The sequence below is a fragment of the Streptomyces sp. NPDC047706 genome, assembly GCF_043204795.1.
Lineage (GTDB): Bacteria > Actinomycetota > Actinomycetes > Streptomycetales > Streptomycetaceae > Streptomyces.
Genome location: NZ_JBIDCW010000040.1, coordinates 24,803 through 43,275, shown reverse-complemented (window position 1 = coordinate 43,275; position 18,473 = coordinate 24,803). Strand labels below are relative to the sequence as shown.

At 69.1% G+C, this 18,473-nt stretch carries 10 protein-coding genes and 6 pseudogenes; 11 read left to right on the top strand and 5 right to left on the bottom strand.

Annotation, left to right across the window (positions count from 1 at the left end):
* Positions 1-59 precede the first annotated feature (59 nt).
* Positions 60-849 (top strand): annotated as a pseudogene (locus ACGF8A_RS32900) (IS5 family transposase); the annotation flags it as partial.
* Between the two features lie 985 nt (positions 850-1,834).
* Here the strand turns inward: ACGF8A_RS32900 and ACGF8A_RS32895 are convergent.
* From ACGF8A_RS32895 to ACGF8A_RS32885, 3 genes and pseudogenes are all read right to left on the bottom strand, one after another.
* Positions 1,835-2,655: pseudogene (locus tag ACGF8A_RS32895) on the bottom strand (alpha/beta hydrolase); the annotation flags it as partial.
* A gap of 156 nt (positions 2,656-2,811) precedes the next feature.
* On the bottom strand, positions 2,812-4,434 hold the full coding sequence (locus ACGF8A_RS32890; protein ID WP_393114151.1) for a cytochrome bc complex cytochrome b subunit: 1,623 nt from the start codon (positions 4,432-4,434) through the stop codon (positions 2,812-2,814).
* A gap of 253 nt (positions 4,435-4,687) precedes the next feature.
* Positions 4,688-5,133, bottom strand: a pseudogene (locus tag ACGF8A_RS32885) (NAD(P)-dependent oxidoreductase).
* A gap of 951 nt (positions 5,134-6,084) precedes the next feature.
* Here ACGF8A_RS32885 and ACGF8A_RS32880 point away from each other — a divergent pair.
* The 6 genes and pseudogenes from ACGF8A_RS32880 to ACGF8A_RS32855 all read left to right on the top strand — a co-directional run bounded on the left by ACGF8A_RS32880 (position 6,085) and on the right by ACGF8A_RS32855 (position 10,742).
* A complete protein-coding gene (locus tag ACGF8A_RS32880) occupies positions 6,085-7,317 on the top strand; it encodes an NAD(P)/FAD-dependent oxidoreductase (protein WP_393114148.1) in 1,233 nt (410 codons plus the stop codon).
* Between the two features lie 115 nt (positions 7,318-7,432).
* Positions 7,433-7,880: pseudogene (locus ACGF8A_RS32875) on the top strand (PIG-L deacetylase family protein); the annotation flags it as partial.
* 20 nt (positions 7,881-7,900) lie between these two features.
* A pseudogene (locus ACGF8A_RS32870) lies at positions 7,901-8,214 on the top strand (succinate dehydrogenase); the annotation flags it as partial.
* Positions 8,215-8,378: 164 nt separating this feature from the next.
* Positions 8,379-9,125, top strand: coding sequence for an SDR family oxidoreductase (locus ACGF8A_RS32865; protein ID WP_393114145.1), 747 nt, complete (start codon positions 8,379-8,381; stop codon positions 9,123-9,125).
* 168 nt (positions 9,126-9,293) lie between these two features.
* Positions 9,294-9,884 carry a YceI family protein gene (locus ACGF8A_RS32860; protein WP_393114159.1) on the top strand — a complete coding sequence of 197 codons (591 nt, stop codon included), beginning with the start codon at positions 9,294-9,296 and terminating at the stop codon, positions 9,882-9,884.
* Positions 9,885-10,415: 531 nt separating this feature from the next.
* A complete protein-coding gene (locus ACGF8A_RS32855; RefSeq protein WP_393114143.1) occupies positions 10,416-10,742 on the top strand; it encodes a hypothetical protein in 327 nt (108 codons plus the stop codon).
* Positions 10,743-10,860: 118 nt separating this feature from the next.
* Here ACGF8A_RS32855 and ACGF8A_RS32850 read toward each other — a convergent pair whose 3' ends face one another.
* The gene (locus tag ACGF8A_RS32850; RefSeq protein WP_393114141.1) at positions 10,861-12,210 is read right to left on the bottom strand and encodes an NAD(P)/FAD-dependent oxidoreductase; all 1,350 of its coding nucleotides are present in this window, start codon (positions 12,208-12,210) and stop codon (positions 10,861-10,863) included.
* A 712-nt stretch (positions 12,211-12,922) separates the two neighbouring features.
* Between ACGF8A_RS32850 and ACGF8A_RS32845 the strand changes: the two genes are divergently transcribed.
* From ACGF8A_RS32845 to ACGF8A_RS32835, 3 genes and pseudogenes are all read left to right on the top strand, one after another.
* A complete protein-coding gene (locus tag ACGF8A_RS32845) occupies positions 12,923-14,389 on the top strand; it encodes an aldehyde dehydrogenase family protein (protein WP_393114139.1) in 1,467 nt (488 codons plus the stop codon).
* A 379-nt stretch (positions 14,390-14,768) separates the two neighbouring features.
* Positions 14,769-15,626, top strand: coding sequence for a helix-turn-helix transcriptional regulator (locus tag ACGF8A_RS32840; protein ID WP_393114137.1), 858 nt, complete (start codon positions 14,769-14,771; stop codon positions 15,624-15,626).
* 22 nt (positions 15,627-15,648) lie between these two features.
* Positions 15,649-16,343 (top strand): annotated as a pseudogene (locus ACGF8A_RS32835) (hypothetical protein); the annotation flags it as partial.
* Here the strand turns inward: ACGF8A_RS32835 and ACGF8A_RS32830 are convergent.
* Positions 16,294-17,292, bottom strand: a complete 999-nt coding sequence (locus ACGF8A_RS32830; RefSeq protein ID WP_393114133.1) for an SDR family NAD(P)-dependent oxidoreductase — start codon at positions 17,290-17,292, stop codon at positions 16,294-16,296. The pseudogene ACGF8A_RS32835 and the gene ACGF8A_RS32830 overlap by 50 nt on opposite strands.
* Before the next feature lie 84 nt (positions 17,293-17,376).
* On the opposite strand from ACGF8A_RS32830, the gene ACGF8A_RS32825 reads away from it, so the two are divergent.
* Entirely contained in the window at positions 17,377-18,291 is a 915-nt protein-coding gene (locus tag ACGF8A_RS32825; RefSeq protein ID WP_393114131.1) for an AraC family transcriptional regulator, read from the top strand.
* Positions 18,292-18,473 lie beyond the last annotated feature (182 nt).

Genomic DNA, 18,473 nt, shown 5'->3' with positions numbered 1-18,473 from the left:
AGCAGGCGCCGATAGCCTACGAACAGCAGCCAGCTACCCTGACACTTGCCGCATGACTGCACGAACAGGTGTCCACTCCTCGGGGACAAGGCCCGGTGCCGGATCGGCAGGCGTTGTGCGGGATCTTGTTCGTGCTGCACACCGGGATCCAGTCGGAGTACCTGCCGCAGGAGCTGGGTTTCGGTTCGGGCATGACCTGCTGGCGACGTCTGGCCGCGTGGAACGGGGGCGAGGTGTGGGGACCAGTTGTATGTGCTGCTGCCCAAGCCGCGGTCGGCCAAGAAGCTGGACTGGTCCCGGGCTGTGATCGACTCCTCCCACCTCCGGGCGGCCCGCAGGGGCCCAAAAGCGGTCCCTGCCCGGTCGACCGTGCACGACCGGGCAGCAAGCACCACGTCCTCACCCATGCCCAGGGCATCCCGCTCGCGGTGTCGCTGACCGGCGCCGACCGCAACGACGTCACCCAGCTGCTGTCCCTGCTCGACAAGATCCCCGCTCAACCCGGCCCACCGTCGCCGTCGCAGGGACCGTCGGGCCGGCCCAGGCGCCGGCCCGACGCGCTGCTCGCGACCGCGGCTACGACCACGCCAAGTAACGGCGCCTGCTGTGGGCCCTGGGCATACGCCCGGTGATCGCCGAACGAGGCCGGCCCCACGCTCCGGCCAGGGCACCTTCGGGCATGTCGTCGAAAGAACGATCGCCTGGCTGCACGGCTTCCGCCGCCTGCGCATCCGCTGGGAACGACGCGACGACATCCACGACCGGCCGTGCCGGATTCCCCCGCACCCGCTGTTCGGACTGCCCCGGCGGCGGGACCGTCCGCGCTACGCGGTCGGAGGGTCCGGATGACCCGCATCCGCAAAGCCATCGGCGACACGACAAACTCAGTGATCGCTGTCCCCAACCTCAGCGGACATAACAGCTCGCCGAACGGGTGTCACCCGACGGATGCATGGTGCCGTTCGTCTCCGAGTGGCCTGGGAGCGGTCACGATTACCGCTGCCCGGCGCGGAGGAAGCCTCGCCGTCGGCGGGTGGCTGGGCCGGCTGCCAGGTCAGTGACGTGGATCCAGGCGGTGACGGTGCCGCCTCCTCCCGCCGGTGAACGGGCACGGTCGCGTGACCGAGGAATGGCGTCCATGCGCTCGTCACCGGACAGGACGAGGCCGTACAGTGTCGAACCAGCCACCGACGAGCGCATGGTGGCCCAGGCGGTGCATGCCGGTACCCAAGCCATGGCCCTGCCATGCGTCCTCGACGAGGGGCGCGGCCTCGACGGCCGAACAGTCCGGCATCAGGTGGCCAACGGCGACGATGCGGCCCTTGTGTCCCGTGCGGCCCGATACACCGACGCCGGACGGGCCAGCAGTGCGGGCAGGTAGGTCCGTGGGTCGTCCATCGCCCGTGTTAGCCGCACAGGTCTGCGACGAACAGCGACGATGCATCGCCACGGTGCCGACGAGGTCGTCGGGGCCTATCGGGATGATCCGCGGTTCGTGGCGCATGAGGTTGTCCCTGCGCGGCCGGGCCCGGTGCGGGACATGCACGCGCGGACCGGCGGTCGATGGAGCGGGGTTCGCACACTCGACCGGCCGAAACGGCCGAGTGTGGACAGCGCCGACGAACCGCGCCATTGGATCGGGCGTGGCCGCGACGAACGAATGCGGCCCGGACCATGCCTGGACGCCGTCACGCCCAGGCCGCCGAAGGGCCGCCTCCGCAGCGCCCCTCGGCACCAGCCGCTTCACCGTGACAGTGGTCCGCGGCTTCTGAACGAGCTCGGGAAGCTGCTCTGACCGCAGTCCCAGCCCTGCAGGCGCTGCGCGGAAGGGTCGGCGCACCGAGCGGGTGGCGTCCTCGATGACCTCGGTGACCTTCCCGGGCCTCGAGACACTCACCGCGTGCGAGGCTCGGACCCGCGTGACGTGGGCGCCGGCTCGCTCGGCCATGAAGTACTGCGCCTTGAGCGGGACGTTGAGGTCCTGCGGGGCAACCAGGACCCAGGGCGGAACGGTCTTCCAGGCCGGCTCGGCCGCGCCCTCGGTCAGGGCGGCGTTGGTGACCGGTCGCTGGGTGACGGCCATCAGGTCGGTCTCGTCACGGGACAGATCCCCCGCGAAGTGGTGCCGGAACTTGTCGTTCTGGATGTCCAGGTCGGTGCCTTGCGAGCCGTCGGCGTTCGTGAAGGGCACGGAGCGCACCGCATCGCCGAGAGTGCTGCCGGGGCCCGTTCCCGACAGGTCGACCGCGCTCTCGCCCTTCTCGGGGAGGAAGGCGGCGACGTGGACGAGTGCCTTGACGTTCTTGTTGCCCGTGGCGGCATGGCTGATCACCGAGCCGCCGTAGGAGTGACCGGCCAGGACCACGGGACCGTCGATGCTGGCGAGAACGTCCTTGAGGCAGGCGGAGTCGCCGCTCAGCGAGCGCAACGAGTTGGCGACGGCCACCAGCGGCAACCGTGATGCCGGAGCTTCTTTATGACGTCGTTCCAACCTGTGGAGTCGGCGAACGCACCGTGGATCAGGACGACGGTGGGCTTGGGGCCGGGCGAGGTGTCGTTGTTGTCGGCAGAGGTAGGGGCGACGGCGGTGACGAGCAGGCCTGCGACGACAGTGGCGCCGGCCAGAACGGTGAGGGAGACACGGGCCCGGCTCATGCGGGAGGTACGGCTCGTTACAGGTGCCTTTCTGAGATACGAGTGAGGTGCGCTGCGGCTGTGCCGACGGCACCGTCGCCGCTGCGCGGGGGAAGGACGGCCGCTGGGGCCGGCGAGACGGATGTCCCGCGGGGAGGGGACCTGTGTGGCCGGTGATCAAGACCGGTGCCGACCGCGGATCTCCTTGTACTCGGCCGCCGTGGGCTTGGGGATCTGCGTACCCGGGCCGTACAGGACGCGGCTGAGTCTGACGCGCAGGCGCTGGGTACTGGGCATGACACCGTCCGCGTCCGCGTCTCGCAGGGTTGCGGGACCGAGGGGCCGGTACTGTTCGTGGGCGGTCAGGGCGTGCAGTCGCTCCTGGCTGAGCGGCTCATGCATCTCGACGTACTCGCCGTGCGGAAGACGTTTGATGATGCCGGATTCGCGCCCGTGGAGCACCTTGTCGCGGTCTCGCCGCTGCAGGCCCAGCGCCACGCGTTTGGTGACGACGAAGGCCAGGACCGGTACGACGAACAGGCCGATGCGCACGGCCCAGGTGACCGCGTTGACAGAGACGTGCAGATGGGTGGCGATCAGGTCGTTGGCGGCACCTATGAGGGCCACCGCGTAGACGCTGAGCCAGGCCACGCCCAGCGCGGTGCGCACCGGGCGGTTGCGCGGGCGGTCCAGCAGGTTTCGGTCGCGGTCGTCGTCCGTGACCCAGGCCTCCAGGAAGGGGTAGGCGCCCATGGCCAGGAAGAGCAGCACACCGACCAGCAGGGGCAGGAAGTTGTCCAGAGCCAGGGTGTGGCCCCAGAAGCTGACTTCCCAGCCGGGCATGACGCGCAGGAAGCCGTCTGCGACGCCCATGTACCAGTCGGGCTGGGAGCCGGCGGAGACGTGGTCGGGTCGGAAGGGCCCGTAGTTCCACACGGGATTGATCTGGGCGACGGCGGCCAAGAAGAAGATCACGCCGGACACAAGGAAGAAGTAGCCGCCGGTCTTGACGGCGTACGCCTTGAGTGGAAGGCCGACGACGTTGTTGTTGGTACGGCCGGGTCCGGAGTGTTGGGTGTGCCGGTGGCGTACTGCCAAGGCTACGTGGACGATGATCAGGGCGATCATCAGTCCAGGGATGATCAGGACGTGGATGGTGTTGAAGCGGGCGATCAGGTCGTCGCCGGGGAACTCACCACCGAAGAGGAAGAACGACAGGTAGGTCCCGACGACCGGGATCGAGAGGATCGTGCCGTTGACTACCTGCAGGCCTGTTCCGGACAGCAGGTCGTCCGGCAGGTCGTAGCCGGTCAGCCCCCCGAACATGGCCAGAATGAGCAGCAGGAACCCGAATATCCAGTTCAGCTCTCGGGGCTTGCGGAACGCGCCCGTGAAGAAGACCCGCAGCATGTGCACGAACAGGGCGGCGACGAAGACCAGTGCCGCCCAGTGGTGAGCCTGGCGGATGAGCAGGCCGCCACGGACGCCGAAGGAGATGTGCAGGGTCGAGTCGAAGGCCTCCGACACCAACTGCCCCCGCAACGGGGTGTAGCTGCCGTCATAGACCACGAGTTCGGAGGAAGGGTGGAAGTAGAAGCTGAGGTAGACGCCGGTGACCAGCAGGATGACGAAACTGTAGAGCGCTATCTCGCCGAGCATGAACGACCAGTGGTCCGGAAAGACCAGGCGCCGAGCAGAGCCGGCCAGGCGGCGATAGCCCAGTCGGCTCTGCGACCATTGGGCGAGCCTCTCCCCGGTGCGCCCCTGCCCCGGCTCGGCCGGCCGGATGTCGTTGCCCATCTCTTCACCCTTCGTTTCTGCATCACCCGCTGCGTCCCGGGGGGCGCCGCTGTCCCCGGCTTCGCCGTCGGGCCGCGGCACCTGCGTCTTGTGAGGGCCACCGGTGGAGCCGTCCGTGGCGATCCGGTGCTGTCGCCATGAAGACCGATGAGACGGCTCCGGTGTGACATGCGGCGTTCGGTCGACCTGTCGTGTCACCGCTGCTGCGGCATACGCAGACTCGCCGGACTCGGTGACGCCGCGTCGGCGCCCATCAGCGTGGAACGATGTTGTCCAGCTGTTGACCTGCGGCGAACCGGGTCAACTGGCGCCGGAAGAGCACCTCGAGACGGGGCCACAAGGAAGGGGTGAACGCGCCGACGTGCGGGCTGATCAGCACGCCGGGTGCTTCCCAGAGCGGATCTCCCGGCAGGAGCGGCTCGGGGCCGGTCACGTCGCGTGCGTCCAGGAGCCGACCGCCGTGTGCCTCCCTCAGCAGGGCGCCGGTGTCGACGACAGCCCCTCGTTGACCACCAGTGCGCCGCCCTTCATACGAGCCAGCAGGTCGACGTCGAAGAGCTGACGGGCCTCGGGCGTCAGCGGAGTCGCCAGTACGACCACGTCCGCCTCCGCGACGAGGCGGGGCATGTGCTTGACGGACTGGACCGGCTCCGGAGTGACTCTCGGTCGTCTCGCGCGATGAACGGCCGTGCCGGCCATAGTTCGGTCCGTCGGGCGGCGAAACTGGCGAACGGCGCGGGCAGCCGTACCTGTGGGGAACTCGCAGTCATGTCGACGTGCTCTGCCTTCAATCCGGGATCCGCGCGCGGCGCACACGGCATCCCGGCCGGTGCGCGGCCATGGGGACACTGACCGGGTCGCGGCGCGGACGGACTGCTCATGCCATCCGCCTGTGCCAGCGAGCGGCTAAGAGGGCGATCGCCCCAACTCCGCACAGACGGCACATCATCCGCCCTCGCCGCTGTCACACGGGAGTGGCCCGTGTGCTGTCTTGCTGGGCATGCGCCCTGTCATAACGAGAGCACCGACGGCCCGGCCGCAACCGGACTCCTACGCCGTCACCGCGCAGTCCTACGACATCCCGCAGGCCGACGAGGACGAGACGCGCGTCAGTCACCTCTACGGCCGGGACGTCGCAAAGGCCCGTCTCGGCGTGCTGGACATCGGTGCCGGTACCGGACGGGTCACGCTGATGAGCCTGGCCGAGTCCTGGGTCGAACGTACACGCTGTCGAGCCCGCACAGGCCATGCGCACGTCCTTGATGACCCGCCTCGCCGCCCTGCCCGCGCAGCAGAGAATGCTGGAGACCGTGCACCCGCACACCCTGGACGAGGCGGCTCTGCACGCAGTCGCGGACGTGGCCCACTGCCACGTGCTGGATGTGGCCCGCCACGCGCTCCCGGATGATCGACGACCTGGAACGGCACGGATTCGCCCCGCTGCCGGGGCACGACCGCCCCGATGTCCTGGCGGTGACGCTACGAGCGCTTTGGTGAGTCGACGGGCCACACATGCTCCTCCCTGTGGTGCGACGCTCACCCCGGCACGGCGACGCAACGGTGTCACAACCGGTGTCTGCGCCCGGTCTCATGGATGACCGCGCCACACGCCTCGCTGTGTGTGCCTCACAACCTCAGACTGGGATTCTCATGTCGCGTGTGAATACGTTCGTGATCGTCGGGGGCGGCCTGGCCGCCGGCAAGGCCGCGGAAGAACTGCTCGAACACGGCCACGACGGGCCCCTCGTCGTCATCGGTGACGAGCCCGAGCGGCCCTACATCCGACCGCCGCTGTCCAAGGGCTACCTCCTGGGCAAGGAGGACCGCGAGTCGATCCACGTGCACCCCGAGGGCTGGTACCGGGAACACGGAGTCGATCTGCTTCTGGGCACGAGCGTGACGTCGGTCGACGGGCAGGCCAAGGAAGTGACGCTGGATGACGGCCGACGCGTGCCCTACGCCAAGCTGCTCCTGGCGACCGGTTCCTCACCGCGTCGACTGACGGTCCCGGGGGCCGACCTGGACAACGTGCTGTATCTGCGGCGCGTGGGCGACAGCGAGCGTCTCAAGGCCGCCTTCACCCAGGGCGCACGGATCGTGGTGGTCGGCGGCGGATGGATCGGTCTGGAGACGGCTGCGGCGGCCCGGACGGCCGGCGCGCAGGTGACCGTGCTCGAACGCAGCGAGCTGCCGCTGCTCAAGGTACTGGGTCGGGAAGCGGCCGAGGTCTTCGCCGGCCTGCACCAGGAGCACGGCGTCGACCTGCGTCCCCATGCCCGGATCGAGCGGATCACCGGAACCGACGGTCGCGTGGACGGGGTCCGGCTCGCCGACGGCACCCACTTGCCTGCGGACGCCGTGGTGGTGGGTGTGGGCATCACTCCCAACGTCCGCCTCGCCGAGGAGGCAGGCCTGGAGGTGCGCGACGGCATCGTCACGGACGAGCACCTACGGACGTCCGTGGCCGACATCCATGCCGCCGGCGACGTCGCCAACGCCTACCATCCGCGGCTCGGCCGGCATCTGCGTGTCGAGCACTGGGCCAACGCGCTGCACCAGCCGCGCACCGCCGCGCTGACCATGCTGGGCAAGGACGCGGTCTACGACCGGCTGCCGTACTTCTACACCGACCAGTACGACCTCGGGATGGAGTACACCGGCTACGCCGAGCCGGACGGCTACGACCGTGTCGTCTTCCGCGGGGCACGGGACGAGGGGCGGTTCATCGCCTTCTGGATGTCCGGGAACCGGGTTCTGGCAGGAATGAGCGTCAACGTGTGGGACGTCATCGGTACGATCCGCTCCCTCATCGAGTCCGGTGTGGAGACAAACGACGCCGTGCTCTCCGATCCCGCGGTTCCCCTGGAGGGCCTCCTTCCCTGAGACACCGGCGCGCCGAAGGGCGCACGACGGTGCCCGAGCACATCGAGTCGGCCCCAGAGTGCTCTGACGATTCGCCGCTTCCGCACGCCACGCACCCACGCCGGCGCCGTGGCACCACGGCTTGCGCCTGCGCCGGGACATCGCCGCCAACGTCCGACGTCACCGGCCCGAGATGGTGATCACGCTGCACCACCGGGACACCTGGGGCCACAGTGCCTGGAACACACCGGACCACGTGGCCGTGGGGCGCGCCGTACTGGACGCGTCGGCGGGCGCCGGCAACCGCTGGATCTTCCCGGAACTGAGCGATCAGGGACGGCGGCGGTGGGACGGCGTGCGGTGGGTGTCCGTCGTCAACTCGCCGACGCCTACTCACGCGGTCGCCGCCGAGCCGGCTTCGAGCAGGGGGTGCGGTCCTTGCTCGAGCACCGGACCTGCATCGAGGCGTTGACCGACGAGGACCCCGAGAGGTACGCGCGCCGCTTCCTGGCCGACAGCTCCCGCGCACACAGCGCGCGGTTCGACGGCCGACCCGCCGTCGCCCTCAACTCTTCAGCCGGTGACCGCACCGCTTCCGGGTGTCGCCGGCGTCGTACTCGACGAACAGGGGCTGCGCACCGGCCTGGCGGAACTGGACACCATCGAAAAGCGCATGGAGAACGTCGGATTCCATCCCGACATCGCCGGCGTCCAGGACCTCGCCCACGCCTTCGACCTCAAGTGGGAAACCCGCGGTTGCCACAACCGCAGCGATTTCCCCGACATGGACCCCGCCCTCCGCCTCAACCTCGTCTGGTCCCCCACGACCGGAGTCACCCACGAAAGCACTCCCCCGTCCCGGACGAGATTGGATCGCTCATGGTGGACGTCTCCACCGAAGGAAAGCTCGTCGAATAGCCGCCCGTCGGCTGGGCCGAGAGATGCTTCCCACCTTCTGTCGAAGGCATCGGACATGCGCGCGAAAACCATCGGAATGCACCGTCACCGTGTCACACGGAGGATGCGTACCCGGTCTTTCCCTGTGCAGACGACATCGCACCACATCCGAGGGGAATCTCAGCATGAAGGTCGTAGTGATCGGCGGTACCGGACTGATCGGCTCGAAGCTGGTCACCAAGCTCAACGAGCATGCTCACGAGGCAGTGCCGGCCGCCCCCGACACCGGCGTCAACACGCTCACGGGCGAGGGTCTGGCCGAGGTCCTGACCGGCGCCTCGGTCGTGGTCGACGTCACCAACTCGCCCTCCTTCGAGGACGCTGCCGTCATGGAATTCTTCCGTACCTCGACCACCAACCTCCTCAAGGCCGAGGCGGACGCCGGTGTGACCCACCACGTGGCCCTCTCCGTGGTCGGCACGGAACGGCTGCAGGAGAGCGGCTACTTCCGTGCCAAGCAGGCCCAGGAGGAGCTGATCAAGGACTCGGGGATGTCGTACTCCATCGTTCACGCCACGCAGTTCTTCGAGTTCATGCAAGGCATCGCCGAGTCGGCGACCGAGGGTGACACCGTCCGTCTGGCCCCGGTCAAGATCCGGCCCATCTACTCCGACGACGTGGCCGCCTCCGTCGGCCGCACAGCTGTCGGCACCCCCGTCAACCGAGTGGTGGAGGTCGCCGGCCCCGACGAGTTCCAGCTCGACGAGCTGATCCGCAAGGGTCTGGCCGCCAAGAACGACCCGCGCACGGTCGTGACCGACGTGCACGCCCGGTACTTCGGTGCGGAGCTGCAGGAGACCACGCTGCTCCCCGGGCCGGACGCGCACATCGGAGAGACCCGCTTCACCGACTGGCTCGCGCAGCAGCACTGAGTCGCCGGGTGACGGTCCGGCCCTGGAGCAGGGCCCGCCACTCGCGGGGGGTCTGTAGTCCGCACCACGGACGGCAGGCCCCCTTCCACGTTCGGCACGGTACTCGTCGAGACACCGACACACCTTGTCATCGACAGACCGAAATCACAGAGAAGGCAGTTCACCATGCTGATCCGACGCGATCAGGCCCCTCCTCCTGCATGCCCATACACGGGGGTGACCGGTACCTACACCATCGACATGGTCCACAGCACGATCGGTTTCTCCGTCCGGCACGCCATGATCTCCAATGTCCGCGGAAGGTTTGATCGATTCGAGGGCCTTCTCAGACTCGACTGCTCCGATCCGTCCCGTTCCGAGGCGTACGTGAGTGTCCAGACCGACAGTCTGGACACGGGAGTCCCGGAGCGCGACGCGCACCTGGGAGGACGCGCCTTCTTCGACTCCGCGACGTTTCCCCTGATGAGCTTCCGCTCCACCGGCGTCGTCCCGCTCGGCGGCGACGAGTTCCGCCTTATGGGCAGTCTGCGCATCAAGGACATCGAACTGCCCCTGCACATCGACGTGGTCTTCGGCGGGGCCGGCGGCGACGCCTACGGGCAGCACCGGGTTGGCTTCGAGGGCACGGCCACCCTGCGGCGTTCGGACTGGGGGCTGGCCTGGAACACGCCGCTGGAGACGGGAGGTGTCCTCATCAGTGACAAGGTCACTCTGATGCTGGACGTGTCGGCGGTGCGGGTCGACCAGCACGCGGCCTGACGGAAAGCCGATGTGGGTGGGCGGGTGGTCTGGCAACTGCAGCACTCGGTGGCGGGGCCCGCCGACGGCAAGCTGCGCCCGGGAGAGGCGAGTGACACCGGGCTCGATCACTCGACGACGCGCCGTCCCTGACGGATCGGGCGGGCGGAGCCGGTGAGTCGTCACGCTGGGCGAGGTGCTCCCCCGCCGCCCGCCCGCTCCCTTCCCGACCGGCGCAGGCCGCTCCCCATGATGTCCGGGTAGCATCCCCGGTGCTGGGCCGGGAAGCTGTTCCGGCGTAGCGGGCGGCCCCGCCGGAACAGGGGGTGAGGACGAGGGGAACGCACGGTCTCCAAGACCTCCAAGGCTCGCAACATCGAGATCACCGCCGAGAGCCTCCAGGAGGACCTCGCCCGGTTCGAGGCAGAAGCAGGCGCTGGAGAGGGAACTGGTTGCCGTCGCCGCTCACCTCGGCTCCGTACAGCGAGCCCTCAGCGCCCTCCAGGCCCTCGTGCCCGCGTCCGCTCCGTCGTCCGCAGCACACCCGGTCCGGTGGACACGCCTTCGAGGGGGGAGCCGGCGCCCGCGCGACATGCGACGCCTGCGGACACGACCGAGGACGCCGACGAGAGCCGGGCGCCGGCCGGCCGCACCGACGCCGACACCGTGAAGAAGTACGGCAAGCTCACCGAACAGCTCCTGGCGTACTTCGTGAAGGTCGGAGACGTCGACGTCCGTGCCCGCGACGTCGCATCCGCTCTGGGACGTGACACCGACAGCGGCAGCATCAACGCCGTCCGGAGCACACTCGACCGTCCTGTCGGCACCTCCCGCGTACGCCGTGTCGGCCGCAGTCTGTACCGAGCGGTCAAGCCCTGATCCGACGGTGGGCTGCGCCACGTCGGGCGGTGTCGCCGTTCTCCCCGTGGGTCCGTAGCCGTTCGGGCAGCAGGTGCTCACAGCGAGACGCCCGCCGCCCGACAGTATCGAAGACGGCCTATCCGGCGACGACGTCCCTGGCTTTCTCGCTCCGATGGGGGTCGCCGCCGGAGACGAAGGCCTTCCTCGGTCGCTGGACCGCGACCAGGGAGACGATGTCGCGGCCGTAGAAGGCGGCAGTGGCCCACACGGCGAACACGCGTGCCTTGCGCTCCCAGCTCGGTACGGCCAGGACATGGTAGCCCCGGTGCATCAGCCAGGCCGGGAAGCCCTTGATGACCAGCCACCGGTACTGGAAGATGCCACGGCCCAGCCCCAGCGTGGCCACCACCCCCAGACTGTGGTGTACGTAGTTCTTGGTCGGCCGGCCGCGCAGTGACGCCAGGATGTTCTTCGCCAGACGCTTGCCCTGACGGACGGCGTGCTGAGCGTTGGGCACCGTACGGGCGTCCGGTCGTCCGGCCGCGAGATCCGGTACCGAGGCATCGTCGCCGGCCGCCCAGACGTCCGCCACGACCTCGGTGTCCGTACTTACTCGAAGATCCGCACGCACGGTCAGCAGACCACGCTCGTCGACGGGAAGGTCGCTGTGGTTGTGCACGATCGGGTTGGAGGCGTTGCCCGCCGTCCACACGAGCAGACCCGAGTCGTACTCCTCGCCGTCCGACAGCACGATGTGTCCGTCCTTCGCGGAGACGAGCTGGGTGTTCAGATGCACCCGCGCACCCCGCTTCTCCAGTGAGCGCACCACCCACTCACCGGGCCGGTCGGTGACCTCGGGCAGGATGCGGCCCCGGGCCTCAACCAGATGGAAGGCCAGTTCCTCCGCGCCGATCTCCGGATAGTGTTTGAGCAGCGCGGTCGCCAGGCTCAGCAACTCACCGAAGCCCTCCACCCCGGAGAAGCCGCCACCGACGACGGTGACGGTGAGCAGCTTGCGGCGTTCGGGCCCGCGCGGCAGGGTCGCCGCGCGGTCGAACGAGGTGAGCAGCCGGTCGCGGATCGCGACGGCCTCCTCGACGTGTTTCAGCCCGTACGCCTGGTCACTCAGCCCTGGGATCGGGAAGGTGCGCGTCACGGCGCCCGCCGTCACCACCAGCACGTCGTAGTGGAGGTCGAAGTCCGGCCCGGTGTCCGGCCGGATCGTGACCGTGTGCGCGCGGTTGCGGATCTCCGTCACCGAACCGGCGATCAGGCGGGTCCGACGCAGGTGCCGCCGGAGCGAGACCGCGGCATGACGGGCCTCCACCGACCCGGCGACCACCTCCGGCAGGAACGGCTGGTACGTCATGTACGGACGGTGGTCGACCACGGTGACGCGCGCCTCACCAGGTCGCAGCTTCTTCTCCAGGCCCCACGCGGTGTAGAAACCCGCGTAACCGCCGCCCACGATCAAGATCTCACGCACGGTGTCCTCTGCTTCTTTAGGCTTCGCCTTTCTAGACCGGTCGGCTCGACTTGTTGTGACATGACCAAGCCCGGCCCGGGTAACCACCACACCTGCCCCGCGTCGGCCGACGGCCTCACGGTCGTGGAGCGGGGCCGCCGTGTACGCATCCGACGACGCCGTTGCCGGGCTGCCCCTGGCATCGTCGCCGTACGTCGTCCCCGCAACCCCCTGCTTGTCACATGTCGGAGGGCTATCCCACCAGAGGGGCAGGAACGCTGATTCTTAGCTACGCGCTGATGCTGCGGGGTCAGGACGAACCGGAGTGACATCGGAGGCGGAGAGGAGACGAGACGAGATCACATGCTGCTCAATATCCATTCCATCTTTCGGGACGCTGCCGACACAGGGTTCTCCGCCGAGGAGTGCACCCTGACCGCCGACTCCGCTCCGCGCGTCGCAGACCGGACGGAGTGGGACCAGTGCGTCCCCTGTGAACTGGACGTATTACGTGGTCAACGAGGCCCATGGCATCCCCGAAGCGCTGCCCGCCGCCATGGAGCGCGCCAACAGCGCCCAGGTGCGCGGGCGCGGGGCAGAGAATCACGGTGTGTGCCGCGAGGCGCACGTGCCTGCACCGCTCCTGGTGACCGTAGCCCGTGGTGTGCGGAACCACCGGCCCGCCGGGGCATGCCGTGCGAGTGACGCGGATCATGGGCATGGGAAGGCATGGATGCCCCGCGGCGAGCGATGTTGTCTTGGCCGCATGAACGAAAACCCCGAGGTTCCCTTCCCGACTCCGTCCCACTGGATCGACGGCCGCGCCGTCCCCGGGTCCGGGCCGCTGATCGACGTCGTGAATCCCGCCGACGAATCCGTCATTGCCGCCGTGCACGGGGGCACGGCCGAGGACTTGGACATTGCGGTCGACGCCGCGGTCGCCGCCTTCCCCGGATGGGCGTCGACGTCTGCGCAGCAGCGGGCGGACGTCATGCGGCGCCTGGCCGAGAGCCTGCAGAAGCACGGCGAGGAACTGGCGGCCACCATCACCCTGGAGATGGGTGCCCCGATCGCCTTCTCCCGGCAGGCGCAGGTGGGCTTCCCCGTCGCGTCGACGTTGGCCGCGATCGCAGCGGCCGAGCAGTTCGAGTGGACGGCGGTGGTCGAGAACTCGCTCGTCGTGCGCGAGCCCATCGGCGTGGTGGGGGCCATCACCCCGTGGAACTTCCCGCTCCAGCAGCTGGTGACCAAGGTCGTCCCCGCGATGCTGGCGGGCAACACCGTCGTCCTCAAGCCCTCCGAGCTCTCTCCTCTCAGCGCCCGGATGTTCGCGGAGATCGCCACCGAGGCGGGTCTGCCCAACGGTGTGTTCAACGTGGTGCAGGGCACCGGCCCGGTCGTCGGTGAGGCCCTCTCCCGCCATCCGAAGGTCGACATGATCTCCTTCACCGGATCCACCCGCGCCGGCAGAAGCGTCTCCGTCGCCGCGTCCGGCACGGTCAAGCGGGTCGCGCTCGAACTGGGTGGCAAGGCGGCCCACATCGTCCTCCCCGAGGCCGACCTCGACTCCGCCGTCGCTCGCGGACTGGCCTTCGCCTGGGCCAACGGTGGTCAGGCCTGCGGCGCCTACGTGCGCATGCTGGTGCCCGAGGGCCTCCAGGAGACCGTTGTCGAGAAGCTCCGTGCAGCGGCCGAGGAATATGTCGTCGGTGATCCCGCCGACGAGGGCACGCGGATCGGCCCGCTCGCCTCGGAGACCCAGCGCCGGCGCGTCGACGACTACATCCGGCGTGCCATCGCCGACGGCGCCACGCTCGTGGTCGGCGGCCCCGGTCGGCCGGAGGGCTTCGAGACCGGTGCCTACGTCAAGCCCACGATCTTCTCCGACGTCGACCCCGAGTCGGTCATCGCCCAGGAGGAGATCTTCGGCCCTGTCCTCGTCGTCATCCCCTACGTCGACGACGATCACGCGGTCGAGATCGCCAACGGCACGATCTACGGACTCAACGCAGCGGTGACCGGTGACGAGGACCACGCCATGGGGATCGCCCGGCGCCTGCGCGTCGGCCAGGTCGACGTCAACGGTGGACAGCACAACTTCCAGGCCCCGTTCGGCGGGTACAAGCAGTCCGGCAACGGCCGGGAGATGGGCCGTGCCGGTCTAGAGGAGTTCCTGGAGACCAAGGCGATCACCCGCTGACGCACCGCGTCGTCATGATCCCGGACAGCGGGGATCTCGTAGCCCCGGTCCGAATCGACGGCGGCCGTGGATGAACACACCTTCGCCACGGCCGCCGGCGCCGTAGGCCCCGCGGCGGAACAACGCTGTCAGAGATGCTCCCTCTGGAACCACCATGCAGGCCCGGGGAAACACATTGTTCCGGGGAATGACGAGTCCTGGCAGCATGCTCACATCGTGGGGTGTCATGAACCACGGCCGCGCGGATGCGGCGCACGCATTCGTGAGCCCTCTCCAGTACCCGCGAGCCCGTCCCGGACATCCGTGGACCGGCAGTCCCGGACCTCCGTGGACCGGCACATCCCGTCGTGACGGCGAAGTCCCGTGAGAAAGGACAACCATGGCAGACCGGGCGGCACTCGCAGCCTTTCTCCGGGCGCGCCGCGAGGCCCTGCAGCCGGAGGACGTCGGGCTGCCCCGCGGCCGTCGCCGGCGTACCGGGGGGCTGAGACGCGAGGAGGTCGCGGCACTCTGCGACATGTCGGTCGACTACTACAGTCGGCTCGAGCAGCCGCGAGGTCCCCATCCGTCCGAGCAGATGCTCGCCGCTATGGCCCGCGGATTGCACCTGTCCCTGGAGGAGCGCAACCTCCTCTTCCAGCTCGCCGGCCACGCCGTGCCCCACCGCACGCAGCGCGGCGACCACATCAATCCAGGGATGATGCGGATCGTGGACCGGCTCGAGGACACCCCCGCCCAGGTGATGAACCACTTGGGCGAGACGCTGAAGCAGACGCGCCCGGCCGTGGCGCTGCTGGGTGACCAGACGGCCCACACGGGACTCGCACGCAGTGCCCATTACCGTTGGTTCACGGACCTCGCCTCCCGCCTGATCCACCCCGAGGACGACCACGCCGAGCAGAGTCGTCTCATGGTGGCGGACCTCCACGGCGCCTACACCCGCGACGGCGGCGACTCGCGGGTTGCCGAGCTCGTGGACGCACTGAACAGGAAAAGCCCCGAGTTCGCCGGAATCTGGCGTGAGCGCCCCGTGCTGGGGCCCTACTGCGCCTCCAAGCGCTTCCGGCACCCACAGGTCGGGACGCTGGAACTGCACTGCCAGACGCTGGTCGACCCCGACCAGTCCCAGCGGCTCGTGGTCTACACCGCGACTCCGGGAACCGAGAGTCACACCAGTCTGCGGCTGCTGTCCCTCCTGCCGATCACGTCGGGGCCACCCGTCCGGGACGGACCGTGAGCAAGCCGATGCATGGAGCGAACGCCGAGCGGTGCACCGGGCGCTGGCCGAGGCCACGGACCCCGGTCCTCGACCCCGACCGGCGCGCCTGGCACGCCGCCCAGGCCGCCGACGGGCCGGACGAGGAGGTGGCCGCAGGGCTGGAGCAGGCCGCCGACTGCGCCCGGCATCGCGGCGGCATCGCGGCCGGGGCGGTACTGCTGGAACGTGCGGCCGAGGTGACACCGGACCCTTGGCCGCGGGGCCGCCGAGCCCTCGCTGCCGCCCGGGCGCACTTCTCGGCCGCCGCGCCCGGCCGGGCCACAGGCGAGGCAGACGTCGCCGCCGGCATCCTCGAAGCAGCCAGGGACCGGGCCGAACAACGAGGTGAGGTGTCCCTGCTGGGCGCCATGGGCTACATCCAAGGCGTGCTGTTTCAACGGCCCGGCACGCTACGAGGAGGCCACGGAGTCCGCTCGCGCGGGCGTCGAGCACGATGGATTCAACTTCACCGGCCTGTCGCTGGTCGAGCACCTCGAGGCCGCCGCCCGGCACGGGTGAGTTCGACCAGCTCGCGCCTCGCTGGCGCGTCACCCGTGCCGCCGACTCCGGATGCGCTCGTGGCGTCGGCGCCCGCAGGCTCTCCTGGCCGACGGTGACGAGGCCGACCGTCTCTACCGGACCGCGATCATGCAGTGCGGAGGGCGTCAGTGCCGTACTCCCAGAGCCGGTCTGCTGCCTCCGGGTCGAGTGCGTGGGCGGCTACGCCACTGGGCTGCTCCTCCCCACCTCGGACGGTCCGGGCCTCCTGATTGTCCTCGAAGTAGCGGCCGGTGACTCCGCTCAGCAGAGGAGAGGCGGCCAGCAGGACGGAGGTGGCGGCTCCCTGCTCGGGAGTCTTGTAGTACGGCAGCGGCTTGACGTTGCCCTGGTCGTCCATCACGCCGAACGCGCGCATGGTCTCGTCGTCGACGTGCCGCTGCAGACGGGTGAGGATGTAGCCGGGGTTGAGCGCGTTGGCCGTGATCCCGTCGGCCGCCCAGCGGCGGGCACCCACCGTGAACAGGACGCCGGCGGTCTTGGACTGCCCGTAGGCCGCCCAGGGGTCGTACGGCCGCCGCGCGAAATGCGGATCTTCGAAGTCGAAGGGCGTGCTCAGGTGGGCGCCGGAGCTGACGACCACGATGCGGGCGGAGCCGGCGTCCCGCAGAGCCGCGTGCAGGCCAGTGGCCAGAGCGAAGTGGCCGAGGTAGTTGGTGGCAAGTTGCATTTCCCAGTTGTCCGGGGTGAGGGTGCGCGTGGGAAGGGCCATGATCCCCGCGTTCGCGACGAGGATGTCGAGGGGCCCGCGCCATGCTCGCGCGAAGGCGTCGACCGAGGCCGAATTGGACAGATCGAGGGCCTCTGCGCGGACCCGGCCCGTTCCGCCGACGGCGGCCAGCTCCTGGGCGAGCGGCTCGGCGGACTGCGGGCGGCGCGTGGCAATGGTGACCTCCGCTCCCGCGGCAGCCAGGGCCCGCACGGTTTCGGCGCCAAGACCCGAGGCACCGCCGGTGACCACGGCACGTCGGCCGGTGAGATCAACGCCGTCGATCACCTCCTGCGCACGGGCGTGAGAGGCGAACGGAGTAGTCAGGAGGTCGGAGTCGTTCCGCGAGTGCCTGTCGGCCCGGGGGTTCGTTGTCATGCGTCCACGCTACGATGAGTCGACTGGACGCTATATGACTGAGAGTCCATCCTTCTTTAGCAATCGTCCAGACCGGAGGTGAGTGTGGATCCTCTTGAGGATGTGCTGACCCTGCTGAAGACCCGGAGCCATCTCTCAGCGAGCCTGGCCGCGGGAGGACGCTGGGCCGTGCGGTTCGACGCCCCTCGCGTGGTGAAGTTCAATGCCGTTCGGCGCGGCTCCTGCCAGCTCGAGGTCAATGGGATCGACGAGCCGATCGACCTGGCCGAGGGCGACTGCTACCTCCTGACGCGTTCACGCTCCTTCACACTCCGCAGCGATCCGGAAGCTGCTCCTGTCGATGGCGGGGCCGTGTTCGCAAGGGCCGAGGGCGGCATCGCCAGAGCGGGCCAGGGCGACGACGTGTACCTCATCGGCGGCGGCTTCTCCTTCGGTACCCGCGCCCAGGAACTGCTGCTCGACAGGCTGCCCCCGATCGTCCATGTGCCCGCCGACACCCCGCACGCGGAGACGGTGCAGTGGGCACTGACCGCCATCGACCAGGAGCTGAAACATCGGCCGATGGCCTCCACGCTGATGGCAGAGCATCTGGCCGTCGTCATGCTCGTTCATGTGCTGCGTCTGCACCTCGAACGCGCGCCCCAGGCGGTGTCGGGTTGGCTGGCCGGCCTCGCAGATCCCGTGGTCGCCGCAGCGCTGACCTCGCTGCACCGCGATCCGGCGCGCTCTTGGACCGTGGCCGAACTGGCCGGCGCCGCCGCGGTGTCCCGGTCCACCCTGGCCGCCCGCTTCAAAGCCACGGTCGGCGAGGGGCCATTGGAATACCTCACGCGATGGAGAATCGAGCTCGCAGCCCGGCAGCTACGGGAGGGCAGCGCAACACTCGCCTCCATCGCCCACTCCGTGGGATACGGATCCGAAAGCGCCCTCAGCGTCGCCTTCAAAAGAGTCTTGGGCATGCCTCCCGGCGACTACCGCAGGCATCCCGCGATGCCTTGATGCCGTCGAGGAGACCCGATACCACCGCCGGGCAACCGGCGCACTCTGCGTCACACCATCCCTATCTATCGCTCCACCCCCTGAACGACCGCGCGTACTTCCCCAAGTGCACGCTGTGAGTGACTTCACGGGCGGTCCAGTGATCAGTGAGGTTTCCTCAATGGTGATCTTCCAGCATTGGG